The 26,933-nt window shown below is 69.6% G+C and carries 28 protein-coding genes and 1 tRNA gene; 16 read left to right on the top strand and 13 right to left on the bottom strand.

Annotation, left to right across the window (positions count from 1 at the left end; all coding sequences use genetic code 11):
- Positions 1-64 precede the first annotated feature (64 nt).
- The gene (locus tag ACZ5KW_RS13150; protein WP_343778158.1) at positions 65-1,333 is read left to right on the top strand and encodes a saccharopine dehydrogenase family protein; all 1,269 of its coding nucleotides are present in this window, start codon (positions 65-67) and stop codon (positions 1,331-1,333) included.
- A 91-nt stretch (positions 1,334-1,424) separates the two neighbouring features.
- Here the strand turns inward: ACZ5KW_RS13150 and ACZ5KW_RS13145 are convergent, their stop codons facing one another.
- Positions 1,425-2,396, bottom strand: a complete 972-nt coding sequence (locus tag ACZ5KW_RS13145; RefSeq protein ID WP_343778156.1) for a phosphoadenosine phosphosulfate reductase family protein — start codon at positions 2,394-2,396, stop codon at positions 1,425-1,427.
- Positions 2,397-2,568: 172 nt separating this feature from the next.
- On the opposite strand from ACZ5KW_RS13145, the gene ACZ5KW_RS13140 reads away from it, so the two are divergent.
- Together ACZ5KW_RS13140 and ACZ5KW_RS13135 are read left to right on the top strand one after the other, a co-directional pair.
- The gene (locus ACZ5KW_RS13140) at positions 2,569-3,915 is read left to right on the top strand and encodes an alkaline phosphatase family protein (protein WP_343778154.1); all 1,347 of its coding nucleotides are present in this window, start codon (positions 2,569-2,571) and stop codon (positions 3,913-3,915) included.
- Between the two features lie 168 nt (positions 3,916-4,083).
- Positions 4,084-5,022 (top strand): glycosyltransferase family 2 protein, encoded by a 939-nt coding sequence (locus ACZ5KW_RS13135; RefSeq protein ID WP_464388572.1) that lies wholly within the window; start codon positions 4,084-4,086, stop codon positions 5,020-5,022.
- A 149-nt stretch (positions 5,023-5,171) separates the two neighbouring features.
- Here the strand turns inward: ACZ5KW_RS13135 and ACZ5KW_RS13130 are convergent, their stop codons facing one another.
- Together ACZ5KW_RS13130 and ACZ5KW_RS13125 are read right to left on the bottom strand one after the other, a co-directional pair.
- Positions 5,172-5,315 (bottom strand): hypothetical protein, encoded by a 144-nt coding sequence (locus ACZ5KW_RS13130; protein ID WP_343778151.1) that lies wholly within the window; start codon positions 5,313-5,315, stop codon positions 5,172-5,174.
- Positions 5,316-5,360: 45 nt separating this feature from the next.
- Positions 5,361-6,128 (bottom strand): hypothetical protein, encoded by a 768-nt coding sequence (locus ACZ5KW_RS13125; RefSeq protein ID WP_343778149.1) that lies wholly within the window; start codon positions 6,126-6,128, stop codon positions 5,361-5,363.
- A 110-nt stretch (positions 6,129-6,238) separates the two neighbouring features.
- On the opposite strand from ACZ5KW_RS13125, the gene ACZ5KW_RS13120 reads away from it, so the two are divergent.
- Complete coding sequence (locus tag ACZ5KW_RS13120; RefSeq protein ID WP_343778147.1) at positions 6,239-6,799, top strand: TIGR04206 family protein; 561 nt, start codon at positions 6,239-6,241, stop codon at positions 6,797-6,799.
- Positions 6,800-7,059: 260 nt separating this feature from the next.
- The gene (locus ACZ5KW_RS13115) at positions 7,060-8,061 is read left to right on the top strand and encodes a DUF7544 domain-containing protein (RefSeq protein WP_343778146.1); all 1,002 of its coding nucleotides are present in this window, start codon (positions 7,060-7,062) and stop codon (positions 8,059-8,061) included.
- A gap of 42 nt (positions 8,062-8,103) precedes the next feature.
- Here ACZ5KW_RS13115 and aroC read toward each other — a convergent pair whose 3' ends face one another.
- Complete coding sequence (aroC, locus tag ACZ5KW_RS13110; protein ID WP_343778144.1) at positions 8,104-9,291, bottom strand: chorismate synthase; 1,188 nt, start codon at positions 9,289-9,291, stop codon at positions 8,104-8,106.
- A 113-nt stretch (positions 9,292-9,404) separates the two neighbouring features.
- Between aroC and ACZ5KW_RS13105 the strand changes: the two genes are divergently transcribed.
- Together ACZ5KW_RS13105 and ACZ5KW_RS13100 are read left to right on the top strand one after the other, a co-directional pair.
- On the top strand, positions 9,405-9,626 hold the full coding sequence (locus tag ACZ5KW_RS13105) for a hypothetical protein (protein WP_343778143.1): 222 nt from the start codon (positions 9,405-9,407) through the stop codon (positions 9,624-9,626).
- A gap of 70 nt (positions 9,627-9,696) precedes the next feature.
- Positions 9,697-10,473 (top strand): enoyl-CoA hydratase/isomerase family protein, encoded by a 777-nt coding sequence (locus ACZ5KW_RS13100; RefSeq protein WP_343778141.1) that lies wholly within the window; start codon positions 9,697-9,699, stop codon positions 10,471-10,473.
- Positions 10,474-10,492: 19 nt separating this feature from the next.
- Here ACZ5KW_RS13100 and ACZ5KW_RS13095 read toward each other — a convergent pair whose 3' ends face one another.
- Complete coding sequence (locus ACZ5KW_RS13095; RefSeq protein ID WP_343778139.1) at positions 10,493-11,089, bottom strand: hypothetical protein; 597 nt, start codon at positions 11,087-11,089, stop codon at positions 10,493-10,495.
- Positions 11,090-11,449: 360 nt separating this feature from the next.
- Here ACZ5KW_RS13095 and hpt point away from each other — a divergent pair, with 360 nt between their 5' ends.
- The 3 genes from hpt to ACZ5KW_RS13080 all read left to right on the top strand — a co-directional run bounded on the left by hpt (position 11,450) and on the right by ACZ5KW_RS13080 (position 14,851).
- Complete coding sequence (gene hpt, locus ACZ5KW_RS13090) at positions 11,450-12,019, top strand: hypoxanthine/guanine phosphoribosyltransferase (RefSeq protein WP_343778137.1); 570 nt, start codon at positions 11,450-11,452, stop codon at positions 12,017-12,019.
- Positions 12,020-12,142: 123 nt separating this feature from the next.
- Positions 12,143-14,047, top strand: coding sequence for an ABC transporter ATP-binding protein (locus ACZ5KW_RS13085; protein WP_343778135.1), 1,905 nt, complete (start codon positions 12,143-12,145; stop codon positions 14,045-14,047).
- A gap of 126 nt (positions 14,048-14,173) precedes the next feature.
- Entirely contained in the window at positions 14,174-14,851 is a 678-nt protein-coding gene (locus ACZ5KW_RS13080) for a type 1 glutamine amidotransferase domain-containing protein (protein WP_343778134.1), read from the top strand.
- A 25-nt stretch (positions 14,852-14,876) separates the two neighbouring features.
- On the opposite strand, the gene ACZ5KW_RS13075 is transcribed toward ACZ5KW_RS13080, so the two are convergent.
- Positions 14,877-15,167 (bottom strand): transcriptional regulator, encoded by a 291-nt coding sequence (locus ACZ5KW_RS13075; protein ID WP_343778132.1) that lies wholly within the window; start codon positions 15,165-15,167, stop codon positions 14,877-14,879.
- Positions 15,168-15,324: 157 nt separating this feature from the next.
- Here ACZ5KW_RS13075 and ACZ5KW_RS13070 point away from each other — a divergent pair, with 157 nt between their 5' ends.
- On the top strand, positions 15,325-16,299 hold the full coding sequence (locus ACZ5KW_RS13070; protein WP_343778131.1) for an NDP-sugar synthase: 975 nt from the start codon (positions 15,325-15,327) through the stop codon (positions 16,297-16,299).
- 26 nt (positions 16,300-16,325) lie between these two features.
- Here ACZ5KW_RS13070 and ACZ5KW_RS13065 read toward each other — a convergent pair whose 3' ends face one another.
- Together ACZ5KW_RS13065 and ACZ5KW_RS13060 are read right to left on the bottom strand one after the other, a co-directional pair.
- Entirely contained in the window at positions 16,326-16,565 is a 240-nt protein-coding gene (locus tag ACZ5KW_RS13065) for a hypothetical protein (RefSeq protein ID WP_343778129.1), read from the bottom strand.
- Between the two features lie 85 nt (positions 16,566-16,650).
- Positions 16,651-18,117: a DHH family phosphoesterase gene (locus ACZ5KW_RS13060; RefSeq protein ID WP_343778127.1), complete on the bottom strand. Its 1,467-nt coding sequence runs from the start codon at positions 18,115-18,117 to the stop codon at positions 16,651-16,653.
- A 212-nt stretch (positions 18,118-18,329) separates the two neighbouring features.
- Here ACZ5KW_RS13060 and ACZ5KW_RS13055 point away from each other — a divergent pair.
- Both ACZ5KW_RS13055 and ACZ5KW_RS13050 read left to right on the top strand, forming a co-directional pair.
- Positions 18,330-18,403, top strand: a tRNA-Lys gene (locus tag ACZ5KW_RS13055).
- 234 nt (positions 18,404-18,637) lie between these two features.
- The gene (locus tag ACZ5KW_RS13050) at positions 18,638-19,057 is read left to right on the top strand and encodes a DUF7539 family protein (protein ID WP_343778126.1); all 420 of its coding nucleotides are present in this window, start codon (positions 18,638-18,640) and stop codon (positions 19,055-19,057) included.
- A 281-nt stretch (positions 19,058-19,338) separates the two neighbouring features.
- Here the strand turns inward: ACZ5KW_RS13050 and ACZ5KW_RS13045 are convergent, their stop codons facing one another.
- The 3 genes from ACZ5KW_RS13045 to ACZ5KW_RS13035 all read right to left on the bottom strand — a co-directional run bounded on the left by ACZ5KW_RS13045 (position 19,339) and on the right by ACZ5KW_RS13035 (position 22,259).
- On the bottom strand, positions 19,339-20,559 hold the full coding sequence (locus ACZ5KW_RS13045; protein ID WP_371153039.1) for an MFS transporter: 1,221 nt from the start codon (positions 20,557-20,559) through the stop codon (positions 19,339-19,341).
- Between the two features lie 111 nt (positions 20,560-20,670).
- The gene (locus ACZ5KW_RS13040) at positions 20,671-21,726 is read right to left on the bottom strand and encodes a M42 family metallopeptidase (RefSeq protein WP_343778124.1); all 1,056 of its coding nucleotides are present in this window, start codon (positions 21,724-21,726) and stop codon (positions 20,671-20,673) included.
- Positions 21,727-21,818: 92 nt separating this feature from the next.
- On the bottom strand, positions 21,819-22,259 hold the full coding sequence (locus ACZ5KW_RS13035; protein ID WP_343778121.1) for a hypothetical protein: 441 nt from the start codon (positions 22,257-22,259) through the stop codon (positions 21,819-21,821).
- A 147-nt stretch (positions 22,260-22,406) separates the two neighbouring features.
- Between ACZ5KW_RS13035 and ACZ5KW_RS13030 the strand changes: the two genes are divergently transcribed.
- The 3 genes from ACZ5KW_RS13030 (at position 22,407) to ACZ5KW_RS13020 (ending at position 24,841) form a co-directional block, all read left to right on the top strand.
- On the top strand, positions 22,407-22,637 hold the full coding sequence (locus tag ACZ5KW_RS13030; protein ID WP_343778119.1) for a DUF7860 family protein: 231 nt from the start codon (positions 22,407-22,409) through the stop codon (positions 22,635-22,637).
- Positions 22,638-22,713: 76 nt separating this feature from the next.
- Positions 22,714-23,448, top strand: coding sequence for an SDR family oxidoreductase (locus ACZ5KW_RS13025; protein ID WP_343778117.1), 735 nt, complete (start codon positions 22,714-22,716; stop codon positions 23,446-23,448).
- A 109-nt stretch (positions 23,449-23,557) separates the two neighbouring features.
- Positions 23,558-24,841 (top strand): MFS transporter, encoded by a 1,284-nt coding sequence (locus tag ACZ5KW_RS13020; protein ID WP_343778116.1) that lies wholly within the window; start codon positions 23,558-23,560, stop codon positions 24,839-24,841.
- Positions 24,842-24,869: 28 nt separating this feature from the next.
- Here ACZ5KW_RS13020 and ACZ5KW_RS13015 read toward each other — a convergent pair whose 3' ends face one another.
- Complete coding sequence (locus tag ACZ5KW_RS13015; RefSeq protein WP_343778114.1) at positions 24,870-25,589, bottom strand: methyltransferase domain-containing protein; 720 nt, start codon at positions 25,587-25,589, stop codon at positions 24,870-24,872.
- A 190-nt stretch (positions 25,590-25,779) separates the two neighbouring features.
- Positions 25,780-26,889 (bottom strand): guanosine monophosphate reductase, encoded by a 1,110-nt coding sequence (locus tag ACZ5KW_RS13010; RefSeq protein ID WP_343778112.1) that lies wholly within the window; start codon positions 26,887-26,889, stop codon positions 25,780-25,782.
- Positions 26,890-26,933: the final 44 nt, after the last annotated feature.

Below are 26,933 nucleotides of genomic sequence, written 5' to 3'. Positions count from 1 at the left end.
TAAAGAGTTAGCGCGTGCCGAGACCCCCGTCAGTTTACCGCCGTCGGCCCGTACGTCCGCGCAGATGACGGACACCGATCGAACACACGACGTCGTCCTCTGGGGAGCCACGGGGGTCGCCGGCCGGTTCGTCGCGGAGTACCTCACCGAGCGGTACGCGCCCGAGGACCTCTCGCTGGCCGTCGGCGGCCGGAGCCCCGACCGACTCGACTCGCTCGTCGACGAACTCACCCGCCGCAGCGACGCGTGGGACGACGTCCCCGTCGTGGTCGGCGACGCGACGGACCCCGAGAGCCTCCGCGCGATCGCTCGCGACGCGCGGGTCGTCTGTACGACGGTCGGCCCGTACACGACGTACGGCTCGCCCCTCGTCGAGGCCTGCGTCGAGGCCGGCACGGACTACTGCGACCTCACCGGCGAGGTGAACTGGGTGCGGGAGACGGTCGACCGGTTCCACGAGGCCGCGGTCGACGCCGAGGCCCGGATCGTCCACAGCTGCGGGTTCGACTCGGTGCCGGCGGATATCGGCACCCTTCTCGTCCAGTCGTTCGCGGCGGAGACGTTCGACGCGCACTGCGAAACGGTCCGGATCTACCTCGAAGGCGGGAGCGGGAGCGTCAGCGGCGGCACGCTGGCGAGCTTCGTCGCGCTGTTCGACGCGGCCGCGGACGACCCGCTCGCCCGCGAGGCGATCCGGAACCCCTACTCGCTCGCTCCCGCCGGCGAGCGGAGCGGCGTCGACCCGGGCGAACAGCGGTTCCCCCGCAGGGACGCGCTCCGCTCGGCGTGGACCGCCCCGTCGCCGATGGCGTCGGTGAACGAACGGGTCATCCGGCGGAGCAACGCGCTGCTCGGCTACCCGTGGAGCCGCGAGTTCCGGTGTAGCGAGGTCGTCACGACGGGGACGGGCCCCAGAGGTGCGGCCGCCGCCGGCCTCGTCGCCGGCGGGCTCGGACTGTTCAAGACGGCCATGTCCGTCGGGCCGGTGCGGTCGGCGCTCAGCCGCTACGTCTTCCCCGAGCCCGGCGAGGGGCCCACCAGAGCCGAGGCCGAGGCCGGCAGCTTCGAGATACGGGTCATCGGGCGGGGCACGGCGCCGGACGGCTCGTTCACCGTCGAGGCCGAGTTCGGCGCCGACCGCGACCCCGGCTACGGCGCGACCGCGCGGATGCTCGGCGAGTCGGCGGTGTGTCTGGCGCGCGACGACGTCGACTCCCCGCTCGACGGCGGCGTGTTGACGCCCGCGTCGGGCATCGGGCTCCCGCTCGCGGAGCGGCTCCGCGAGGTGGGGTTCACCGCGTCGGTCGGCGAGGCGGCCGAGGGCGGGCGCTGAGCGTCGGTCGGCGAGGCGGCCGAGGGCGGGCGCCGTTCGGGAGCGGATCGCGAAAAGAACGCGGCGGTGAAAAGTCAGTTCCCGGCGGCTATCACATATAGCCGAGGTCGCGCAGGCGCTCCATCAGGTCCTCCTTGTCCTGGGCGCGGCCGGCGCGCTCGGTCGTTCCCTCGAGGTCCTGAAGCCACGCGGGCTCCTCGGTCGTCTTGTCCGTCGAGACCTCGCTGCCGAGCGAGCGGAACCCGGCGAAGTACTTCGGCGAGATGGGGATGTCCTCCTGCGTGACACCCTCCGGCAGGTCGTCGTCGGCCTGCGGGACGTACCCCTCGTCGGGGAACGCCTCGACGGAGTCGGGCACGACGTAGTTCCAGAACGTCTCCCACACGTCGGCCTCGGCGAACTGGAGGATGGGCTGGATGCGGTCGTGCGGCGGGAAGAGGTCCGGATCGTGACGCGGCGAGAAGAACGTCTCGTCGGCGCGCGCCTCCTGTTCGTCCCACCGGACGCCGGAGATGACGCCGTCGATGTCGTACTCTTCGAGGGCGTCGTTGAGCGCGACCGTCTTCAGCAGGTGGTTCCCGACGTAGGTGTCGAGGAGGAACGGGAACGTCTCCTCCTCGTACTCTAAGATCTCCCGGATGTGGTGCTGATTGTGCTCCGAGAGCGCGTCGACCGGGATGTCGTCGCCCGGCTCCAGCCCGTGTTCGTCGACGTACGCGCCGACGTCGTCGTTGCGGGCGTACACCAGCTCGATGTCCCACTCGTCGGCCCAGTGCTCGACGAAGTCGGTGATCGAATCGAAGTGCTGGAAGTGGTCGATGAAGACGGCGGTCGGCTTCTCGTAGCCGAACTCCTCGGCCACCTGGTTGATGAAGTACAGCGTCAGCGTGGAGTCTTTGCCTCCGGTCCACATCACCGCGGGGTTGTCGTACTGTTCGAGTCCGCGGCGGGTGACCTCCACCGCTTTCTCGACTTTGTGCTGGATCGACGGGTAGTCCGCCGGGTCCTCACCCTCGCCGTCGGTGTAGTCGACGTCGACGCTCGCCGGGAAGTCGTCGCTCATACGCCAGATACGTCCGCGCGAAAGAAAATAGGCTTTCTGACTCGCGTCCGACGGCCGGGCCGCGCGCTCCGGCCGCTCAGACGACTGTGACACGGCGTCTCGCACTGACCGATCGCGCAGTCGCGTCTCGCGGAACACAAGGGATATGCCGGCCGCCTCGGAACCACACGACATGGGTCTGTTCGACCGGCTCCGCGGCGACGACGCCGGGCGCGTCGTCTTCCTCGGAATCGACGGCGTACCGCTCGACCTCGTCGAGGACCACCCCGACGTCTTCGAGAACCTGACCGACATCGCGGAGACGGGCTCCGGCGGGCGCTTGGAGAGCATCGTCCCGCCGGAGTCGAGCGCCTGCTGGCCGAGTCTCACGACCGGCGTGAACCCCGGCGAGACCGGCGTGTACGGCTTCCAGGACCGCGAGGTCGACTCCTACGAGACGTACGTCCCGCTCGGGCGCCACGTGAAGGCGACCCGGCTGTGGGACCGCGTCACCGACGCCGGCCGCGACGCGACCGTCCTCAACGTCCCGGTCACGTTCCCGCCGTCGACGCGCGTCCAGCGGATGGTCTCCGGATTCCTCTCGCCCGATCTGGAGTCGGCCGCGAGCGACGAGTCGCTGCGCGCGACGCTCGACGACTTCGACTACCGGATCGACGTCAACGCCAAACTCGGCCACGACGACGACAAGACCGACTTCATCGAGAACGCCCACGCGACGCTCGACGCGCGGTACGACGCGTTCTCGCACTACCTCGCACAGGACGACTGGGACCTCTTTTTCGGCGTCTTCATGAGCACCGACCGGGTGAACCACTTCCTGTTCGGCGACTACGCGAACGACGGCGAGTACGCCGAGGAGTTCCTGGAGTTCTACCGCACGCTCGACGAGTACGTCGGCGAGATTCGCGACTCACTCGACGAGGACACGACGCTGATCGTCGCCTCCGACCACGGGTTCACGGAGCTGACCCACGAGGTGAACTGTAACGAGTTCCTCGCCGAGGAGGGGTGGCTCTCCTACGAGGACGACGACCACGACTCGCTTTCCGACATCGACGACGACGCCCGCGCGTACTCGCTCATTCCGGGCCGATTCTACCTCAACGTGGAGGGCCGCGAGCCGAACGGCGTCGTCTCCGAGTCCGAGTACGAGGCGGTCCGCGAGGAGCTCATCTCGGACCTCGAGTCGCTCACCGGCCCCGACGGCCGGCAGGTGTGCCGGCGGATCGTGAAAGGCGAGACCGTCTTCGACGGCGCCCACGACGAGATAGCCCCCGACTTGGTCGTCATCCCCGCGGACGGGTTCGACCTCAAGTCCGGCTTCGGCGGCAAGGACGCGGTGTTCACGCAGGGCCCCCGCAACGGGATGCACAAGTTCGAGAACTCGCTTCTGTACTCGACCGAGGCGGACCTCGACCTGTCCGACGCGAACCTCTTCGACGTGACGCCGACGGTCCTCGACCTGCTGGACGTCGACGTCGACGTCGACTTCGACGGCGAGAGCCTCCTCGCGGAGTGAGCGTCGTCGCCTGAGCGCCGACCGAGGCGGCGGCGTGCCGATCGAACGCGGACGTAACGGTCCCTCGAGGCCGCCTTTCCCGAAACAATTTTATCGAACCTCATCGTTTACCATATACGACATTTAACCGAGTCAGCGAACAACGTTCACTGTCGCCTCTGATGACAAATGGCCGAACGGGACACGAGTGGTTCAGTCGTGAGCGTGGTCCTCCCCACGTATAACAGGGCACACACCATCGACGCGGTCGTCGAAAGCGTCCTCCGACAGACGTACGACCGGTTCGAACTGCTCGTCGTCGACGACGGGTCGACGGACGACACCCCCGCCGTCGTCGAGGACTTCGACGACCGCCGGATACGGTACGTTCGGTTCCGGCGAAACAGGGGAGCCAACGTCGCGCGGAACGCGGGTATCCGGCACGCGGACGGTGATTTCCTCGCCTTCGTCGACAGCGACGACAGGTGGCACCCGGAGAAGCTCGAACGACAGGTGCGCGCTATGCGGAACGCGTCCGACCGCACCGGCGTGGTTTACACGGGCTACTGGCTCGAGTACCCTTCCGGTCGCCAGTACGGCCCCGACCCTGACCGGGACGCGCACGAGGGGAGTATCCATGAGGAGTTGCTGAAGGGGAACGGCCGCTTCATCCCGACGTCGACCGCGCTCGTCAGACGAGCGTGTTTCGAGGAGGTCGGTCTGTTCGACGAGGGGCTCCCGCGCCAACAGGACTGGGAGATGTGGCTACGTATCTCCCAGCAGTTCGAGTTCGGACACGATCCGGAGCCGCTGGTCGTCAAATCGATGGACCACGACGAAGTCAGCATCAGCTCCGACGAGGAGGCTCAGATCGACGCCATCGAACACGTGTTAGAGAAGCACGCGGAGAAGTTCCGGAGCCGGTCCGAACTGCTGTCCAGACACCAGTGGCAACTGGGACAGACGTGCCTGCTCAACGGTCAGCCGCGGAGAGGCCGGGCGGAGCTGCTGGCGGCGTGTAAGCGCAATCCGCGGTTGCTCTACCTCCTCGGATTCGGCGTCAGTATACTCGGTCCGAGAGCGTACGGCTTCGCGTTTAGAGCCCTCGAAAAGCTGCCGATCGACTGAACGCGTCCGTCGACGTCGCCTCGAAGACCGACGGAACCCCGACCGGTACGCGCCCGTTCTCAACGGCTCTCCCGCCGTTCGGAAGGCGGCGGCCGGGGGACGCTCGTCTTCCGTCGGGGCCGGTTCCGCGTCCGGCGATCGGAGCCGGGTCAGTGCGGTCGCACGCCCGCGCTGACGAGTCGGCTCGCCGCCGGCGTGTACTGCCCGTTGTCATCGCCGTCCGGGGCGAGGCCGCCGGTCGTCGTCGAGTCGGTTCGACGGGGCGCGCGGATCGAGCGGACGACGACGGTCACCGGGGGCGACGTCGCTTTCGCCGGACGCCTCCGGTCGGCGTCGGATCAACCCTGTTCGGTCGGCGTCGAACACCGCAGACAGAGGATCCCGGTGCCGGCCCAGTTGACGTGGCTCGACCCGCAGCTCGGACACTCGTGGGTCTCGTTGTTGTACTCAGTGGTCCCCCGCGGCGCCGCGAGGTGGCCGTCCGCGACCGCACGCTCGAGCAGGCTCGGGAACCGCTGCTTCTTGAACCGGGCCCGGTGCGCGAGGAAGTCGCCGGCGCGGCTCGGGTCGGATCCGTGGAGGTCCTCCCACTTGATCGCGATCTCGCCGTCCGCCTGCCCGCGGGCGACCTGTTTGACCGTCGCGGCCGCGGCCTCGAAGAGCGGGGTCGTCGCCAGCGCCTGCGGGGAATCGACCGCGTCGCTCGCGGCCTCGTATCGGTCCGCCGCCACGTCGTAGGCCGCTCCGGCGTCGCCGAGGTCGCCCGCCACCCGGAAGTCGGCGACGAACTCCGCGAGACAGGCCGCCTGTCCCGGCGTCTCCAACACCGTCTCGAAGTCGCGCGCCGCGGCGATCCCCTCGACCGCGCGCTGCGTGGCTCGGCGGTCCGTGCCCGCGACGCGGTACGCGACGGTCGCCGCGAGCAGCTGCTGGAGCCCCTGGCCGATCCACCCCTTCTCGTCCGGATCGAAGGGGTCGAGTCCGTCGCGCGGGTCGGCGAGCACGCGCCGCCCGCCCCGCGTGTACCGGTTCCCCGCCCGCTCGTACTCGCGAGCCGCCAGCGCGTCGACCGCCGCGTCGTGATGGCCGCCGTCGTTCGTGTTCACGCGTGAACGGTACGGGCGGCGACCGCTTACGCCTGACGGGGGAGGGGGGTCGGGCACTCGTTCGACCGCGTCCCCCGACGATACTTACTTTCGGGGATCGAACCGAGGGCATGGAGAAACCGGAGGGCGCTTCGGGACCGGCGTCGCCGCCCGGAACCGAATCGCGCTCGGCGGCGGAGTCACGGTCGCCGCGGACCAGCGGCCGCGTCGAGTGGCTCCTCGTCGTCACGCTGCTCGCGGTACCGATGGCGGTCGTCCCCGGCGGGGGCGACCCGACGCTGGTGAGTCTCTGGGGGTTCGTGACGCTCGGCGGCGACGGCGGCGCCCTCGGGGGGTACCCGGTGTGGGCGTACTTCCTCGACCAGCCCCGCCCGTTCGCGAGCCTGCCACCGTCGATCCGAGCGTGGCCGCTCGCGGTCGGGTTCCACCTGCTCGCGGCCGGCAGCGCCACGTGCGGGATCGCAGTCGGCCGCGAGGACCGTCGGGTCACGGGCGGACTGCTCCTGCTCGCGTCGGCCGCGACGCTGTGGGTCGCCGCGGGGCTGGGCGTGCGCTTCGGCGTCGGCGCGACCGCGGGCTGGCTGGCGGTCCTCCCGATTGGCGCGGTCGCGACGGCCGGCGTCGCCGTCCTCGCGTACGGAGGCGACCTCCGGCGAGTCGTCGTCCGGTGACCGGCGGGACGGGGTTCACGAGCGCGCGTCGACGCCGGTTTCCACCAAGGATTAATTGGCCCGGCGGCGTTGAGGGGCGCGATGACACGAATCCGGTCCCCGCGCTCACCCTCCGACGGCGGCCGCTCCCGGTCGAACCGACGCGGACGTGCCCGCGGGCCGAGCGGCTCGCGACCGCCGACACGAGGCACCGACGCGACGCGCCGGTCCGGTCCGAGGGAGCACACCGGCGTGACCACCGCCGCGCGCGAGGCTGGACGATGACGCTGTACGCCGTCGACGCGATCGACGACGCGGTCGAGGCGACGCGATCGCTGCTCTGGCCGTTCGACGCGGGGCGGTGGCTCCGGCTGATGGTCGTCGTCTTCTTCGTCGGCGGCGCCGGGGGCTCCGCGCCGTCGCAGCTCGGGGGGAGCGCCTCCACCGGAACCGGCTCTCAGCCGGGGTCGTTCCCGCAGCTGCCCGCCCCGGAAACGGTCCTCCCGAGCGGCGGCGAGCTGCTCGTGATCGGTGTCGTCCTCGGGGCCGTCGCCGCGGTCGTGATCGGGCTCCTGTTCGTCGGGTCTGTCATGGAGTTCGTCTTCGTCGAGTCGCTTCGCCGCGAGGCGGTCTCGATCCGGCGGTACTGGCGCGACCGCTGGCGGGCCGGCGTCCGCCTCTTCGGCTTCCGACTCGTCCTCGGCGTCGTCACGCTGACGCTCGTCGCCGCGGCCCTCGCGCCAGCCCTGTTGCCGGCGCTCTCCGGCGACGCGTCCGTCGCCGTCGGGGTGTTGCTTCTCGCGGTTCCCGTGTTGGTCGGCCTCGCCGCCGTCAGCGGCCTCGTCGGAGGCCTCACCACGAACTTCGTCGTGCCCGTGATGCTGGTCGAGGGGGGGTCGCTGCTCTCCGCGTGGCGACGGTTCTGGCCCGTGCTGACGGGGCAGTGGAAGCAGTACGCCGCGTACGTCGCCCTCGCGTTCGTGATCCGGATCGCGACCGGGGTCGTCTCGGGCGTCGCGGTCGTCTTCGGCGTGATCGTGGCCGCGGTCCCGTTCGGGATCACCGGGATCGTCGGCGTCGCGCTCCTCTCGGTCGCCACCCCCGTCGGCGCGGCCCTGATCGCCGTCTCGGTCCTGCTGTTCGTGCTCGCGGTCGCGGCGGTCGCCCTGCTCGTCTCGGTGCCGATCCGGACCTACCTCCGGTACTACGCGCTGTTCGTGTTGGGCGACACCGACGCCGGGCTCGACCTCATCGCCGAGCGGCGACGCGCGGTCAGGGAGTGATTCCGCGAGCTGCCCGGCGGACGAGTCGGGCGGCCGCTCAGGCTACTCGTTGTCCGGGCTGCTCGGGTGGTACTCGGTGTCGTACTCGCCCGGCTGACCGTCCACGCGGTCGGGATTGATCCGGCCGCCGAGCAGCATGAAGTCGAGGACGGTACAGTACAGCATCGCCTCGACGACGGGCACGGCCCGCGGCGGGAGGACGGGGTCGTGGCGGCCGACGACCTGAACGTCCTTCTCCTCGCTCGTCTCCCAGTCGGCCGAGCGCTGCTTCTTGGGGATCGAAGTCGGCGCGTGCCACGTCGCCTCGCCGTAGATGGGCTCGCCGGTGGTGATCCCGCCCTGGAGCCCGCCGTGGTCGTTGCCGACGGGGACGGGGTCGCCCTCGTCGCTTTCGACGTGGTCGAACGACTCGCCGTCGTCGAACGTCCAGTCCTCGTTGCGGTCGCTGCCGGCGACGTCGGTGGCGTCCTTTCCGAGCCCGTACTCGACGCCGGTCGTCGCCGGGATGGCGAACATCGCCTGCCCGAGCCGGGCGGGGAAGCTGTCGAAGCGCGGGGCGCCGAGCCCGCGGGGGACGCCGCGGCACTCGAAGTAGATGGAGCCGCCGATGGAGTCGCCGCGCTCCTGGTACTCCTCGATCAGCTCCTGCATCTCGGCGGCCGCCTCGGGGTCGGCACAGCGCACGTCGTTCTCCTCGCTGTGGTCGAGCAGCTGTTCGAAGCTCACCGGGTCGGCCTCGACGTCGCCGATGCGGTTGACGTGGGCTTTGATCTCGACGTCGTGGTCGGAGGCGTCGAGGACCTGCTCGGCGACCGCGCCGGCCGCGACCCAGTTCACCGTCTCGCGCGCCGAGGAGCGCCCGCCGCCGCCCCAGTTGCGCGTGCCGAACTTCGCCGAGTAGGTGTAGTCGCCGTGCGAGGGGCGCGGCGCCGTGACGTACGGCTCGTACTTCCCCGAGCGGGCGTCCTTGTTCTGGATCACCATGCCGATCGGGGTGCCGGTGGTGTAGCCGTCCTGGACGCCGGAGTTGAGGACGACCTCGTCGGGCTCGCCCCGGGAGGTGGTGATCATCGACTGCCCCGGCTTGCGCCGGTCGAGCTGCGCCTGGATGGCCTCCTCGTCGAGCTCGACGCCCGCGGGCACGCCCGAGACGGTGACGCCCATCGCGTCGCCGTGGCTCTCGCCGTAGGTCGTCAGCTGGAAGAGTCGGCCGAACCGGTTCCCGTTCATACCCGAACGTGTGGCCGCGGGCATATAGGGGTTGCAATCCGCGCAACCGCTCCGCGCCCGATCGGCGGTGAGCAACCGATGGGGGTATGTAACCGGACCGAGTTAGTGGGGGCGTGCGCGAACGCCTTACCTCGGACCTCGGCGTGTACGCTCTCTCCGGGCTGTTCTCGCTCGTCGTCTTCGTGTTCGCCCTCTGGCTCCTCTCGCGGACGGTCCCCGGCGGGCTCGCGAGCCGACAGCTGGGCGGGCTCGTCGTCGGCTACCTGCTGTTCGTCGGCGTCTACACGACGGCCTGGTTCATTTACACCGGGATCGACAGCCGCGAGAAGGTCTGACGGTCGAGACGGTCGACGAGAGGGGTTCCGCCTGCCGAATCGTTTTCAGCGTGCCCCGTGAGGGTGGACCATGAGCAGAGAGACGATCACCTTCGACGTCGACGACCGCGGCGTCGCGACGATCACCGTCGACCGACCGGAACAGCTCAACGCGCTCACCGCCGAGACGCTCGAAGCGATCGAGGACGCGCTCGACGAGGCCGCCGACCGCGACGCGCGGGCTCTCGTCATCGCCGGCGCGGGCGACGACGCGTTCGTCGCCGGGGCGGACATCAGCCACATGGTCGACCTGTCGACGCCCGAGGCGCAGGCGTACGCCGAGCTCGGCCACCGCGTCGCGGAGGCCATCGAGACGTTCCCCGCGCCGACGGTCGCCGCCGTCGACGGGTACGCCTTCGGCGGCGGCTGCGAGCTCGCTTTGGCCTGTGACCTGCGGGTCGCCGCCGAGAGCGCGGTGCTCGGCCAGACGGAGATCGATCTGGGGATCATCCCCGGGTGGGGCGGGACGCAGCGGCTCCCGGCGCTCGTCGGCGACGAGGTCGCGCGGCGGCTGATCTTCCTCGGCGAGCGGATCGACGCGGCCGAGGCGGCCGAGGTCGGATTCGTCGGCGAGGTCGTCGCGGACGAGGAGTTCGACGACAGGATCGACGAGCTGGCCGGCGAACTGGCCGCGAAGCCGGCGACCGCGCTCCGGGCCGCGAAGGAGGCGTTGAACGCGGCCGGCGACGGCTCGGCGGCGACCGGGCTCGCCCTCGAACGACGGGCGTGGGCCGGCCTGTTCGGCACCCGCGACCAGCGAGAGGGGATGGCGGCGTTCTTAGAGAAGCGCGAGCCGGAGTTCGAGTAGGCGAGGCGGTCCGTTCGCGTCACGCCAGCCTGGTCATCCACGCGTCGACCGCCGCCGGGAACAGCACCGTCGCTGCCGCGCTGACGACGGACGCTCCCAGCAGGCCGGCGGCGACCGAGCCCGTCGCGGCGACGACCACGGCACCGCCGCCGAGGATCGCCGCGAGGAGCGTCCCGTTGAAGTAGACGAGTCTGAGGAGGACCAACGTCGGGAACAGGCGCGCCCACCCCGGCGCGTCCGTGAACGGCGGCGACGCGATCAGGCCGTTCCTGACCAGCGTGCCGACGGCGACCATCGTCGCCAGGCCCACGAGCCACGTCTCGAAGAGCGCCGGCGACGCCCGAGCCCCGACGAAGGGCAGGACCAGCATCACCGGCAGGGTAAGGAGCCCGACTTCGCCGGCGATCCGTCCGAAGTCGGTGAGGAGGGCCCCGAGCCGGTCCTTCTCGGTCCCGCTCCGGTTCCCGATGGCCAGGAACTCGTTGCGGTACGTCGACGTGGCCGCACGCGTCTCTCGGCCCGGCGGGCCGTGTCGCGGGCTGCGCGCCTGGCCCCGGTGCGCCCGGGTCCTGTTCGGCAGCCCGTCGCCCGTGCCCGGCTGCGTCGAGTCGCTCATCCGTTCAACAACGAGACACGAGGAACATACGTTTTCGGGTGGGTTCCGACGGGCGTTCCGCGGCGTCGCGAGGGTGCTGTAGACGCCGTCGCGGAGAACGTCGTCGCGGCGGGCCTCCCGACCGACGCCGTCCGCGACGAGGGCGTCGCGTCGCGGTGTATGGAGTCGGCGGCGCCGTGGCCGACGGAGCGGGGGCTCCCCGAGATGCTCGGTCCCGCGGCGGACGCCCCGGAGCGACACGTGGCCGGCCGGTAGCTCCCGTCACGCCGCTTCGGGCGGCGAGCGAACTCGACCGTGTCAGTGCGGTTCACGGAACCCGGGGATCGCCACGCTTTATTAATCCGCCCGAGTACCCGCGACATGGACCAGTTGCGGCAGTCGCTCCTCGACGCGCCGATCATCGAGAAAGGCGAGTACCAGTACTTCGTCCACCCGATCAGCGACGGCGTTCCCATGCTCGAACCGGAGCTGCTCCGGGAGATAGTCATCCGGATCATCCGGAAGGCGGAGCTGGAGAACGTCGACAAGATCGTCACGCCCGCCGCGATGGGGATCCACATCTCCACCGCGCTCTCCCTGATGACCGACATCCCGCTCGTCGTCATCCGCAAGCGCCAGTACGGCCTCGACGGCGAGGTCCCGCTGTTCCAGGAGACCGGCTACTCCGAGTCGGAGATGTACATCAACGACGTCGAGGAGGGCGACCGCGTCCTCGTCCTCGACGACGTGCTCTCGACGGGCGGCACGATGAAGGCCATCCTCGACGCGCTCACCGACGAGGTCGGCGCGGACGTCGTCGACGTCGTCGCCGTGATCAAGAAGGCCGGCCCCAACGAGCTCGACGAGACCGACTACAACGTGAAGACGCTGATCAACGTCACCGTCGAGGACGGCGAGGTCGTGATCGTCGACGCGCAGGGCGACGAATAGGGACCGAGCGGCCCGCTCGGGTGTCTCGGTTCACCCGGTCCGCGGGTCTCAGATCCTCCCCGAACGCGAGTTACGACCCGTCCCGGTCCACACCCTGATACCCGTGGCGCCCAGACCTGTGGCATGAGCGACCGGGGGCCGGACGGCGCCCTCCGTACGGGCAACGTCGTCTGGCGGCTGTACACCGACTACGCCGACGGGAGCCGCCGCTACGCCGTCTTGGGAACGGTCGCGACGCTGATCGGGCGGGCGCTGGGCCTGTTACCGGCGCTGGTGATCGGCCTCGCGGTCGACGCGGTGTTCCTCGGTGAGCGGGCGTACGCGCTCCCGCTCGTTCCCGCCGAGCTGATTCCGTCCACGCCGACCGGGCAGCTCTACTTCTCTATCACGGTGCTGCTCGCAGCGACGGTCGGCGGCGCGGTCCTCTCGTGGATCGAGGACTGGGGGTGGAGCGTGTTCGCGCAGCGGGTCCAGCGGTCGCTTCGCGTCGACGCCTACGCCGCGCTTCAAGACCAGGAACTGGCTTACTTCACCCGACGGCGCACGGGCGACCTGATGTCCGTGCTGAACAACGACGTCAACGCTCTCCAGACGTTCTTAGAGGACGGCCTGAGCGCGACGGTGTGGATCCTCGCGACCGTCGGGGGTATCGGCCTCATCCTCGTCGGGCTCAACCCGACGCTGACCGCGGTCGCGCTGCTGCCGATCCCCGCGCTAGCGCTGTTTACGCTGTTGTTCACTCGGGTCGTCGAGCCGCGCTACCTCGCCGTCCGCGAGGAGATCGGCGACCTGAACGCCCGGCTGGAGAACAGCGTCTCCGGCATCGAGGTGATCAAGACGCAGGGCGCCGAGCGCTTCGAGACGGATCGCGTACGGGCGGCCTCCGACAGCTACCTCCGTGCCAGCCTGGCCGCGATCCGGGTCCGGATCACGTACTTCCCGGGGCTGAACCTCATCTCGGGGCTCGGCTTCGCGGCGACGTTCCTGCTCGGCGGGCTGTGGGTGCTCGGCGCGACCCCGCTGGGGCTGGCCGGGTCGCTCACGCCCGGGGCGTTCGTCACGTTCGTCATCTACGCGCAGCAGTTCATCTGGCCGATCATCAGGCTCGGCGACGTCGTCGACGACTACGAGCGCGCGAAGACCGCGGGCCTCCGCGTCGACGAGCTCCTCTCGCGGGAACCGGCCGTCGCCGACAGCCCCGATGCGACGGCGCTGACTGTCACCGACGGGACCGTCGACTTCGAGAGCGTCACGTTCGCCTACGGCGACGACGCCGTGATCCGCGACGTCGACGTCGCGGTCGATGGGGGCGCGACCGTGGGCGTCGTCGGGCCGACCGGCGCGGGCAAGTCTACGCTGTTGAAGCTGCTCCCGCGGCTGTACGACGCCGACGAGGGCGCGGTCCGCGTTGACGGGCGAGACGTCCGCGACGTGACCCTGCGGAGCCTCCGGACCGCGATCGGGTACGTCAGTCAGGACCCGTTCCTGTTCTACGGGACGGTCGCGGAGAACATCCGCTACGGCACCTTCGACGCCACCGACGCTGAGGTCCGGGCGGCCGCCGAGCGCGCCCAGGCCGGCGAGTTCATCCGGAACCTCCCCGACGGCTACGACACGCTGGTTGGCGAGCGCGGCGTGAAGCTCTCCGGCGGTCAGCGCCAGCGGCTCGCGATCGCTCGCACGATGCTCAAAGACCCCGAGATCCTGATCCTCGACGAGGCCACGAGCGCCGTCGACACGGAGACGGAGGCGCTGATACAGGCGAGCCTCCAGGCGTTCGCCGCCGACCGTACCACCTTCGTGATCGCTCACCGGCTGTCGACGATCCGCAACGCCGACCGCGTCCTCGTGCTGGACGACGGCCGAGTCGTGGAGGACGGCACGCATCGGGGCCTGCTCGCCGAAGACGGGCTCTACGCGAACCTGTGGCGCGTTCAGGTCGGCGACATCGGCTCGCTGCCCGCGGCCTTCCTCGAACGGGCCTTGGAGCGTCAGTCGGTGATCGCCCGGGACGACGAGGACGGGTAGGCGGTCGGCCTCGGTTCGAACCCGAGGGCCGTCCGAGTCACCGCAGTTTATAAACCCCGCGCCCACCCCGCGTCGCTGCCGGGCGCGGGCGCCTTTTGTGTCGGGGGCGTGAACGGGAGCGTACACATGACTAGCGCGTTATTCGTCGTGAGCGAGGAAGGGTACTGGGCCGAGGAGTGTATCGAGCCGCTGACGACGCTCGAAAGCGAGGGCGTCGACGTGACGGTCGCGACGCCGTCCGGGTCGCCGCCGGTCGTCGACGAGCGGTCGCTCGACCCGGAGGCCGCGGGCGGCGAGGAGCGAGTCGCGGAGCTCCGCGAGGTCGACGAGACGCACCCCGAACTCAACGACCCGGAACCGATCGCGACGGTCGAGGCCGACGGCTACGACGCGGTCGTCTTCCCCGGCGGCCACGGCACCGTCTGGGACGTGAACCAGGACCGCCACGCCCGCCAGCTGCTGCTCGACGCGGTGGCGGGCGAGGAGAGCGTCGCCCTCGTCGTCTGTCACGCGGTCGGCATCCTCGGGTTCACTCGCGAGGCGGACGGGACGCCGCTCGTCGAAGGCCGATCGGTGACCGGGTTCCCGAACGCGTGGGAGGAAGACATCGTCGACGACCACGACGTGATGCCGGACGGTCGGAAGCTCCCGTACTGGGTCGAAGACGAGGTCGTCCTCGCGGGCGCCGACTGGGACGCCGAACTCGACGCCGACACGAGCGTCACGGTCGACGGCGACCTGATCACCGCGCGCGGCCCGGGCTCCTCGGCCGACGCGGCGGCGACGCTGCTGGACGAGCTGTAGGCGCCCGACCGGCTTTCGGGCCTTCTCACCGGATCACGAACGCGGGTTCCTCGATCCGCTCACACTTACACTTCGGACACCGCGACGGCTCGTTGACCGGGTCGTCGAACCTGTCGAACCCGCACTCCGGGCAGGTCGGCGGCGCGACGAGGAACTCCTCGCCGCCGCCCCCGTCGGCCTCGGTGATCGACTGCGAGACGTGTTCGAGGTGTTCGTAGACTGTCGGCGTCGGCAGCGACAGCGTCGCCGCGAGGTCGCTCGCGGTCCGCGGCCCTTCGCGGAGGGCGTCGGCGATGCGCTGGCGAGTCGTCTCCATACCACCGGTTCGCGGTGCGGCGAGTAAAACCGTCCGGGGTTCCGCCGCGGGTCCGCGTCGCGTCGACCTCCGGTCTCGGCTGTCGTTCGGTCCGGGGGTCGCGCGCTCACCGCTGCCGGGCACAAAAGGTATGTCACCGGGGTGAGAGAGGGTCGGTATGAAAGCCGTCGTACTCGCGGGTGGCTACGCGACCAGACTCTGGCCGATCACCGAACACCGGCCGAAGATGTTCCTCCCGGTCGGCGAGAACACCGTCATCGACGAGATATTCGAGGACTTGGAGGCGGACGACCGCGTCGACGAGGTGTTCGTCTCGACGAACGAGCGCTTCGCCGACACGTTCGCGGAGTACCTCGCCGACAGTCCCTTCGAGAAGCCGACGCTCTCCGTCGAGGAGACCGTCGAGGAAGACGAGAAGTTCGGCGTCGTGGGGGCGCTCGAACAGCTCGTCGAGCGCGAGGGCGTCGAGGACGACCTGATCGTCGTCGCCGGCGACAACATGATCAGCTTCGATCTGGCCGACTTCGCCGACTTCTTCCAAGACAAGGGGACGCCGACGCTGGCCGCCTACGACGTTGGCGACCGCGAGCGCGCGAAGTCGTACGGGCTCGTCCAGTTGGAGGGCGACGAGGTGATCGACTTCCAGGAGAAACCCGAGGACCCGCAGTCCACGCTCGTCTCCATCGCCTGTTACGCCTTCCCGGCCGAGACGCTTCCGAAGCTCACGACGTACCTCGAAGACGACAACAACCCGGACGAGCCGGGCTGGTTCCTCCAGTGGCTCCAGCAGCGCGGGTCCGTCCACGCGTACACCTTCGACGGCGCGTGGTTCGACATCGGTACCGCGGAGAGCTACCTCGACGCGGTCGAGTACGCGCTCGACGGCGGCACGCTCGTCGCCGACGACGCGGCCGTCGAGGGCAGCGACTTCGGCGACGTGGTCCACGTGATGAGCGGCGCGACGGTGACGGACTCGACGCTCGACCGAACCGTGGTCTTCGAGGACGCGACTATCACCGACTCCGAGATCCGGAACTCCGTGATCGACACGGGCGCCACCCTGGAGGGCGTCGACCTCTCGGGCGCGCTGATCGGATCGTACACCTCGATCACCGACGGCGACGAGTTCTGACTGCGACCCACAGAGCGCGGCCGCTCTCAGTCGCTGCTTCCCGTTCCCTCGGCGTCGGTCCGCCCGCCGGTTCCGGCCTGCGCGTGCGTGTGGTGATAACAGTCGAACGCGGGTTCGCCGCCGTCGCTCGCGGGGTAGAAACACACCCGCTGGTAGCGCTCGTTGTCGATCAGGTTCGCCACGAACCCGTCGGTGTGCCGGGAGACCGAGTCGTACGGGGCGCCGCAGGCGGGGCAGTCCGGCGGCGCGTCCTCGGGAACGTACATGCGGCGTGGCGTCCGAGTGTACGGCCCCGAGCCGGAAAACGACCCCGCCGAGACGCGGCGATCGGAGGGTCGGGCGCGGGAGAGTTCAAGACCCGTTCGAACCGTCACCGCTGCCGCCCTCGACGCCGAGCGCGTCGAAGAGCTTCCGCCGGACCGCCTCCTCGGTGAGGTGGAGGAGCGTGTCGCGGTTCTCGCCGCTCGCCTCGATGCCGGTGAAGATGCCGAGCGGAATTTCGAGCGACCCCTGCGTCGAGTGGCCGGCCGCGTCGCCCATCTCGGAGAACGCCTCGTCGAGGACGTTGCCGATGTTCAGCCGGATGTCCTTCGAGCGGGCCGCGAGGTAGATCTTCTCGTCGGCGATGCCCAACACCGCCGTCGTCGTGATTCCCTCCAGGTTGAGGAGGTGTTGTGCGGCCTGCGCGAGCGCCTCGCGGTCGCGGATGAACCCGGCCGTCGAGAAGAGGTGGCTCCCCTGGACCTCGCGGTTCTGGATCGCCTCCGCGAGCACGTCGAGCGTCTCCGGGCTCATCGACGGCGACTCCACCTGTTCGAGCGTGTCGTGGTTCGCGAACGGGTGGAGGTACGCCGCCGCGGTCAAGTCAGCGGGCGTCGTGTCCCGCTTGAAGTCGAGCGTCTCGGCGCGGATCCCGTAGAGGAGCGCGGTCGCGACCGCCTCCGAGGGCGACTGGTCGAACTCCTGGAGGTACTTCGTGAGGATCGTCGACGTCGAGGAGACGTTCGTCCGCACGTCGACGAACCGGGCGTCGAACGGCACCTCGGCCTCCAAGTGGTCGAGGTAAATGTCGATCGGAACGTCGAGCGCGAGGTCCTCGGCGGCCGCCTTCGCGAGGTCGACGGCCGCGATCGTCTCGTACTCGCTCAGGGGCGGCGCCTCGCTCCGTTCGAGGAGGTCGATCCCGAGCAGGTTGACGAACGCCCGGTTCTCCTGGTGGCCGACGTCGCCGGAGTAGACGATGTCGGCGTCGACGCCGAACGCCTCCGCGATGGCCTGAAGCGCGGTCGCGGACGCGATCGAGTCGGGCTCCGGGTTGTCGTGCGTGAGGATGGCCATCCGGCCGCCGCCCTCCTCGATGATCTCCGCGAGCTGGCGGGCCATGTACTCCAGTTCGCCCGTCTCCAGCGACTGGAGCGCGCTGTCGGCGATCACGGTCGAGGGGTTGATCACCACGTCGGCGCCCCGATCGCGCAGTTCGTCTTCGCTGACGGGGTCGGAGGCCCGGACGACGACGTAGTGGTCGCCGCCCGTCTCCCTGACCGCGGAGACGGCCGCCTTGTTCGCCTCCACGTCGCTTGCGAGGATCAAGACGATGTCGCGGTCGGCGAGTTCGTCGACGAGATCGGGATCGGCGATGTCCTGGACGCGCGCGTTGAGGTCCTGGTCGCGGAGCGCCTCGACTCGGCTCTCGTCGCGGTCGAGGATGAGGACGTCCTTGCCGCGTCCGGTCAGTTCCTCCGCGACGGCGTGACCGACGCTTCCACAGCCGAGGATGGCGTATCGGGTCCGCGCGGATCCGGATGCCCCACTACTCATTAGAGGGATTTCCGCGGCACGACACTTAACGAGTGCGCTCTCCCGGTCGCGGGGCGTCGCGGCCGCCGTCGCGGCCGTCCGAGTCGTCCCGGTACGTCCCGGTCGACGTGACTCGTGGCCCTCCGCTTTCGGGCGATTCGCCGCCGACGAGCGGCGCGGCGACGGGGGCGAATGAAAAGGCCTTTTACCGTCACCCCGATACGGACTTGTGAGGGCCGGTAGCTCAGTTAGGGAGAGCGACGGACTCTTAATCCGTCGGTCGCGTGTTCAAATCGCGCCCGGCCCGTACACTGAACCGCAGAGCGACAGCGATGCGGCGAGGGACCCGGACGGAAGCGATTTGAAGGAGAGAAGTCGCAGCGCGAGCGAAGCGAGCGACCGTCTTCTCGTCGTTCAAAATCGCGCCCGGCCCGCTCCCTTAATAAACTTTAGAGGCCTCACGGACACATTTTCGCTCGATTCGGGGATCTCTCGGAGGTGGTGTCCGAACGTTGATTCACCTAGCCACCGTACGAGAGCCATGGTGGAAGTTTCAGACGAACGACAGCTCGTGCTCGAGGCGCGTTCCCAGTTAGACCAGTGGACGAAAAGCGCCCGGAGGGAAGCGTACGTCGAACTGTTCGAAGGCGACGATCCGATCCTTTCCGCCGAAGAAGTACAACTGCTTGACGCACTCGATTCCGAACTGGAGCGAGAGGGTGGCGATGGCGTCTGGGGAACCGATCAGTACGGCGTCCACGCGGCGGGGGCCTCGAATTCCGACGCGTCGCTCGGCGTGGTCTGCGTGTACCACCCACAGATCACCAGCGACTCGGTCTTCCGCGGGATCGACGATCTCGACGACGCGACCGAAGAGCGGCTCAACGCAGCCCTCTGGACGTACAGCGAGCGCGTCGCAACGCTCATCGAAGCCGAACTCAACGAGTTCGTCCGTCGGTAGTAGACGTCGCCACTGAGACCGGGTTCGACCCGGTTGCGCTCCGTCCGGCACCCGTCACCGAAGTCGCGAAAGAATCTCGCTAACGCCGCCCGGTTCCCTGACCGGTCGGGAGGAGGGGATGTGCTCGTACTCGACCGTACGACGTCGCTCCCCCACAGGAGGGACGCGCCGAGCGACCGGGGCGCCGTCGGCGGGGGCCAGCGAGGTACGGGGCCTGTGTGGCACTCACGAAGCGAGCCGCCCGAACGCACGGACAGAGCACCTACGGCCGGCCACGGGTATCACTCCGAAATCGGGTGTTCCCAGAGCAGAATCGCTCCCGACCCACCGATCAGGACTATGCCCGCAACAGCTAGCGCGAAGAGCGGAGAGACGAGATCCGAGATGACCCCACTCCCGAGCTGGAATGGGATGACGGTCAGACCACTAACCATCGCCATCGCGCTCAGGACCGTCGCCCGCCCGACCGTCTCGATGCGGTCGTTTACGTACTGACCCGCGAAGGTCTGTGTCACGTCGGCAAGTCCCCGGGCGAGGAGGAACGTCGGCAACGCGAGCAGCGGGACGAAATACATCCCGACCAGTGCTCCCCCGACGAGAAACGGGAGGAGGAGGAACCATACTCGCATCCCGACGCGTTCTTTGATAACACCAGTGTAGTAGCTCAGTGCCGCGCCGACGAGACTGTACGCGGCGTAGAACACGCCCAGAAGGGACTCGATCGCCGTCGGAGGAACGCCGATGTCAGTGACTACCGTCTCGAACACCGGCTGAAGAAAGACGAACACGAGGTACGTGACGGCCGCGTACAGCACGTAGTAGTAGAGAACGAGTGCCCGGATATGGGACCGAGAGAGGACGTCACGGATGATTCCGAGTGACTGCCGGAAGCCGAGCGTGGTGTCGCTTCCCTCGTACGTCTCTGGATCCTCGACGGTGAGCAAGACCGGAACACCGAGCGCGGTCACGCCGGCCGCGACGAACCACGGGAGCGAGAGGTCGAGGCTCCCGAGGTACCCGCCCGTGACGGCGGCACCCGCCCCAATTGCGAGCGCGACGGCGTCGCCGCGTCCGCGAACGTGCGCGAACTGATCCGCAGAGAGGTCGTCGGTGAGCGTGTCGTACAACCACGCGTCCTCGCTCCCGGATCGGAAGTTGTAGCCCATCGACCAGCAGACGTACAGTCCGGCGAAGGCGAGAAAGGACCCGGCGAGTCCGATCCCGAGCAGCGTTACCGCGATGAGCGCGGTCCCGATGAGGAGACTGTTTCTGCGCCCGAGCCGGTCCCCCACGTATCCCGTCGGAATCTCGCCGAGAACCGTCGTGAGATTGTATATCGATTCGAGAACGACGATCTGCGTGAATGAGAGGTCCTGAGCGAGAAAGAAGAGATACATTATCGGCCGATAGAACTCGACCGCTTTCGTTCCCTTGTAGAGATAGTATTTGAGGATGCTGGCGGGGACGGACGGCCGCCGTGACAGCCCATAGCTCCCCGTCATTGTGGTGGCATTCAAACGATTGCGTCAATACCGTTCCGCATTCGAGCGACGACCCCTGTGATCCATGGTAGAGTGTGGAACTGGACGAACGACAGTCCGAGTGCCCTCCCCTCAATCCGGCGCGTAGTCCGCCCCCTCCTCGGCGTCGAGGAAGGCCGCGAGGAGGTCGACGGCGGCTTCGATATCGCGCGAATCGGCCGTTTCGACCGCGGAGTGGTGGTAGCGGACGGGGATCGAGAGCGCGCCGACCGGTCGCGCGCCGCCGGCGTGCTGGAGACCGCCGGTGTCGGTCCCGATGTTCCAAGACACCTCGCGCTGGAAGGGGACGCCGTGAGTTTCGGCGAGGCACTCGAACCGTTCCGCGACACCGGGGGTCGGGATGACGCTCGCGTCCTTCCGTTTGATACCGACGCCGTCGCCGAGTTTCGAGATCGCGTCAGACGGGTCGACGCCGGGGTAGGACTGTTCGAGCGTCCCGTCGAGCGCGACGACGAGGTCCGGGTCGACGTCCGCGCCGAGGGCGGTCGCGCCCCGCAGTCCGACCTCCTCTTGGACCGTCGCGGCGTAGTGGACGGTCACCGCGGGATCCGCGAGGCGGGCGGCCTCCAGCAGCACGTAGACCCCCGCGCGGTCGTCTAGCGAGGAGCCGGCGACGCACTCGCTGAGCTCGCGGAGGTCGCTGTCGAGCGTCACCACGTCACCGACGCCGAACGCCTCGGCCGCGTGCGTCGGGTCGAGGCCGGTGAACACGTGCGCGTCGTCGAGGGTCCACTCCTCGGGGGCCTCCTCGGCGGCCGTGTGCGCGGCGGTGATCTCGACCACCCCGTCGTAGTCGCCGTCGTCGGTGTGGACGGTGACCGGGTGTCCGCGGAGCGCGTCCGGGTTCCAGCCGCCGAGGGGCTCCACGGAGCAGAAGCCGTCGTCGTCGACGTCGCTCACGACGAGCCCGATCTCGTCCATGTGCGCGGCGACGAGCACCTCGTAGTCCGGGTTCGCGGAGCCCTCGACGGTCGCGACGAGGTTCCCCATCGCGTCGGTCCGCACGGCGTCGACGGGCGGGAGTTCGTCGCGAATCACGTCGCGCACGCGGTCCTCGTGGCCGACCGGACCGGGTGCGTCCGCCAGGCGTGCCAGCAGGTCGAAGTCGAACGTCGCGTTCGCGGTCACGTTCGGACGCTGGCGGGTCGCGCCTGAAAGCGCGGGGGTTCCGGCAGAACGGGTGCGAGTGCGGTCGGCCGCTCTAACTCCCCGCCCGAGAGTCACTCGACCGCTTCCCGCGCCTGCCAGCCCACTTCGCCGTCGGCACCGGGAATGTGTAGCCGCGCGTACTGCGGCGGCGCGTCGCTCTCGGGACCGCCGCCACCCGGGGTGAACGAGAACGACAGCCACCCATCGGCGAACGACTCGACGGACGCCCGCAGCGTCACGGTCGTTCCGGCCGGGGCCGGCGCGAACTCCCGTCGGATCGCGGTCTGTCCCGACTCCACCACGCGCTCGAAGCTCGCCGCGGGCGAGCGGTCGACGGTTTCGACCGTTACAGAGAGGTCAGACCTTGCCGTGTTGTAAACCCAGAGCGTCCCGGCCGGATACTCCGGGCCGGGAACGCCGTCCTTGCCGGACATCGGAGCGTCGAGACAGCCGCCGGTCACGCCGAGGGCACTGGCACCGACCGTCGTCAGAAACCGCCGTCGGGAGGGCATGGCCCTCGATTCGGACCGGTCGATAAAAAGGTCGGTTGAGAGGGTGTCACGCGCCACACCGTCGGGACGGCGGGCCGGTACCGCCCGGTCGAACTCCCACCGAACGTCCGACGAATACTTGTACATGCGAGAGGCAAAGCGTCGAGTATGACAGGACGGTACGGCGACATCGACTACTCGCGGGCGACGAAACGCGCCTTCGCGGTCGGCGCCGTGTTGTTCGCGTTCGGGCTGATCGGTGACCTGTACCTGCGGACCACGGGCGCCGCGGTCCCGGCGTGGGAACAGACGCTGCTCGTCGACGCCGAGCTGCTCGGCGTGTTGGTGATGCTGCTCGCGCCGTTCGTGTTCGGGGTCGTCCTCCCGCTCACCGAGTGACTCAGTCCGCTCCGAGCGGGGCCTCGGTCCGGGCGAGCCAACGTTTATCCTCGCGGTCGTCGACAGTCGGTCCGGGATGCCACTCGAAAACGCGACTGCGTTGGTGACCGGTGCGAGCTCCGGAATCGGCGAGGCGACGGTCCACGCCCTCGCGGCGCGCGGCGCGGACCTCGTCCTCGTCGCCAGACGGCGCGAGGCGCTCGAATCGATCGCGAGCGACGTGGAACGCGAACACGGCGTCGAAGCGGTCGTCGCCGACGGCGACGTCCGCGACCGGGCGACCTCGGAGGCGGCGGTGGAGGCCGCCGTCGACCGGCTCGGCGGGCTGGACGTTGTCGTCGCCAACGCCGGGATCGGGCGCGGCGGCGACGTCGAGGCGATGACGGACGAGGAGTACGCCGCGATGCAGGGGACGAACGTCGACGGAACGTTCTTCCTCACCCGCGCGGCGCTCCCGCGCCTCAGGGAGAGCGAGGGGACCCTCGTCGTCGTCGGGAGCTTCGCCGGGCGGTTCCCGCGCTCGTTCAACCCCGTCTACGCCGCGACGAAGTGGTGGGTGCGCGGGTTCGCGCACAGCGTCGCGGCGCAGGTCGGCGACGACGGCGTCGCCGTGAGCGTGATCAACCCCTCGGAGGTCCGCACCGAGTTCGGCAGCGAGGAGGGCGAGCCCTTCGAGGAGCGGTTCGAGCCGGGGACGGTCACCGAGCCGGAGGAGGTCGCGGAAGCGATCGCCTTCGCGGCGGAACGACCCGGGTCGTCGGCACAGGAGATCGACCTCTTCCGGCGCGACAAGTACGCCGAGTCGTTCTGAGGTCGCCTCCCACGATAGGGCGGAGTCGAACAGCCGCGGTAGGTTCCGGCGACGCCGCGCCCGTCCGTCGAATCGTAACTGCTTTTGAACCGACCGACCGCGTCTCCGTGTGAGCAACGCCGACCGCCGCACGCAGTTCTGGGCGCTCTACCTCACGCGCTTCGCCGAGGGGTTCGGGTTCATCACCCTGATCACCCTGTTGGGGACGTACATCAACACGCTCGACCCGCAGGCGACGACGGTGCTCGGCGTCACCGTCTCGGCCGGGTTCATCATCGGGATGTACACCACGGGGTTCACGCTCGCCCAGACCGTCGCCGTGGTCCCGCTGGCGTGGGCCGGCGACCGGTTCGACAAGCGGACCGTCCTGTTGGGCGTGCTCGCGGTCGGTGCCGGCGTCTACGCGCTGTTCCCGCTCGTCGATTCCTCCGCCTCGTTCATCCTCGTCCGCGCCCTCCAAGGGCTCGTGGTCACCGGCGCGGGGCTGATGACGCTGTCGCTGGTCGGACAGATAGCCGACGTCGGGACGCGCGCCGACAAGATCGGCAAGGCGAACGCCGCCTCCTTCGCGGCCTCGATCCTCGGGTCGCTGTCGGCCGGGGCGATATACGACGCGGTCGGCTTCGACCCTATCTTCACCGTCATCGCGCTGCTGATGGTCGCCGCGTGGGTCGTCACGTGGCTCTTCCTCGACGACGACGACACCCGGATCGAGGGGTTCCCGTTCTCCGATCTCGCCGTGAACCGACGGATCCTCACGATGACCAGCTTCCGCGCCCAGTACGCCTTCGCCGTGACGATGGTGCGGACGTGGGTCCCGATCTACGCCAGCACGACGATGGCCACCGGCGGCCTCGGCGTCACCGGGATCGCCATCGGCGTCACCGTCACCGCCGAGAAGGCGACGAACATGGTCGGACAGCTGTTCACCGGCCGGCTCTCGGACGCCTACGGCCGGTCGCTGTTCGTCTTCGCGGGGGGCGGCGCCTACGGCGCGATCGCGATGGCGATCCCGTTCTCCGCGGCGATCGGGACCGCGCTCGGCGCCGACGTGACCCTGCCGCTGCTCGGTGACCTCCCCGCCGCGTACCTGCCCCTCGTCGCCTTCTCCGGGCTACTCGGCGTCGCCGACTCCTTCCGCGAGCCGGCCAGCATGGCGCTGTTCGCTGACGAGGGCACCGACGACGGCGGCGTCGCGTCCAGCTTCGGGATCCGCGAACTGGTCTGGCGGCCGGGCTCCGTCGCCGGCCCCCTGATCGCCGGCTGGCTGATGGTGGAAGTGAGCATGGCCTCCGTCTTCTACGTCGGCGGCGCGTTCGCGATCACGGGCGTCGCCTCCTTCCTCGCGATCCTCGCGAACGACCACGGTCGGGCGGCGCTGACGGCGTGGTAGCGCGGCTAAGTCCGGAGGCGAGGCGACCTCACCGCTTTTCGAGGGCCGCGCGGTAGTGCGGCCCGTCCCCGGTTCCCTCGCGGTCGACCGCTTCGACCGACCATCCGGTTCCGATCGTCGCCTCCCGGAGTCGATCGGGAGAGAATAGTCGAAACCGGAGCGTCGGGTCCCGCTCGCCCTCGTAGGCGAACCACACGACGCGGCCCGCGAGCCCCGGCGTCGGGTCGTCGCGGTACCCGAGGAGGTCGGCGGCCCCGGGATGGTCCGGGTCGTAACAGTCGATCACGGCGGTCGCGTCGGGGGTCGTCACGAACGCGAGGTCGCCGAGGAACGCCGAGAGCCCTCGCATCGACCCCGTCAGGCCGACCTGCGTCCCGATCGCGAGCACCGACTCGAACCGGTCGCGCCCGAACGCGTCCCGGAGCGCGAACATGTCTCCCTCCACTGCGTCTTCGACCCCGCGGTCGCGCATCGTCTCGACGAGGGCGGAACTCGTCTCGACGGCGACCGTCTCGAACCGCTCTTGAAACCGGAGCGCGTGGCGCCCCGCGCCGGCGCCGAGGTCGACGAGCGGCCCTCGGAGCCGCGACGCGAGCCACGATCCGGCGTCGCTCTCCGGATCGAACTCGTCGAAGTAGAACGACTCGATCGGGTGCGCTCGCGTCTCCTCGCCGTCTCCCTGAGCGAGCGGCTCCGTTCGCTCGCCGCGGTGGTGGTCGCGGATCGCGCGTCCGAAGGCGTCGGCCATGTGCCGACCCCGTCCGCCGGACGACAAAAGCTGTCCGTGAGTTCGCCTCGCAGTGACACACCGGATCGGACGCCGCATCCGGGCGGGACGCCGCATTCGGGCGGGACGCCGCATCCGGCCGGGACGTGTTCCGTCGAACACGCCGCCGAGCCTGTCGTTCACCCGTCGAAATCGGTCCCGAATCGGCCGTTCAGTCGTCGCCCTCGGCCGCCGGTCCTGCTGACGAGTTGGCGACGCGCTTCGTCTCGCTGTCCACGCTGATCCCCTCCCAGTCGTCGTCGGTGTGGAACCCCTCGCGCTCCTTCGCCCCGGGGGCGACGCGGATGAACTCCGCCTTCTCGCGGGCGCCCTCGATCGTGTGCCCGCCACAGTAGGAGAGCCCGGAGCGGATCCCCTGACAGAACTCCTCGGCGACCGTCGCGACCGGACCCTTGTACGGCGTCAGCGCCTCGACGCCCTCGTCTGCGCCCACGTCCGCGCCCTTGTCGCCGCGGGCCTCGGCGGCCGCGGTCGTCGCCATCCCGCGCGACCGCTTGTATCGCGTCCCGTCGACCTCGACGACGGCGCCCGGCGCCTCCTCAGTCCCGGCGAAGAGGCTCCCGAGCATCACGCTGTCGGCGCCCGCCATCAGCGCCTTCACCGCGTCCCCGGAGGTGCGGATCCCGCCGTCGGCACAGATCGTGGCGTCCAGGTCCTCGGCCGCGGCCGCGCAGTCGTCGACCGCGGTCAGCTGCGGGACGCCCGCCCCGGCGACCTTCCGGGTGGTACAGTGCGACCCCGGGCCGATGCCGACCTTCACGCAGTCGGCGCCCGCGGCCGCGAGGTCCTCGACGCCGGCGGGCGTGGCGACGTTGCCGGCGATCAGGTCCGTCTCCGGGAACGCCCCGGCGATCTCCTCGACCGCCGCGACGGCCCGGTCCAAGTGCCCGTGCGCGACGTCGACCACGAGCGCGTCCACGTCGGCCTCGACCAGCGCCGCGCTCCGAGCGATGTAGTCCTCGTTGATGCCGACCGCGGCGGCGACCCGCTCGCCGGCCGCGACCACGCGCTCGACCTGCGCCGCCTGCTCGTCGACGGTGAGGAACCGGTGGAGGACGCCGATCCCGCCGGCCCGGGAGAGGCCGATCGCCAACGCCGCCTCCGTGACGGTGTCCATCGCGGCCGAGACGAGCGGCGTCTCCAGTTCGACGTTCGGCGTGAGCGGCGTCGAGAGGTCGACGTCGCTCCGGCTGTCGACCGGCGACCGCTGGGGGACCAACAGCACGTCCCCGTAACTCAGTCCGGTTCGTAGATCGTTCATACCCTTACCGAGGAGAGAGACGCACGGTGAAAAACCCCGCGCCG

This window comes from Halorubrum ejinorense (genome assembly GCF_055389685.1).
Note: the sequence above shows the minus strand (reverse complement) of the source record. Positions and strands in the feature narration are given on the sequence as shown.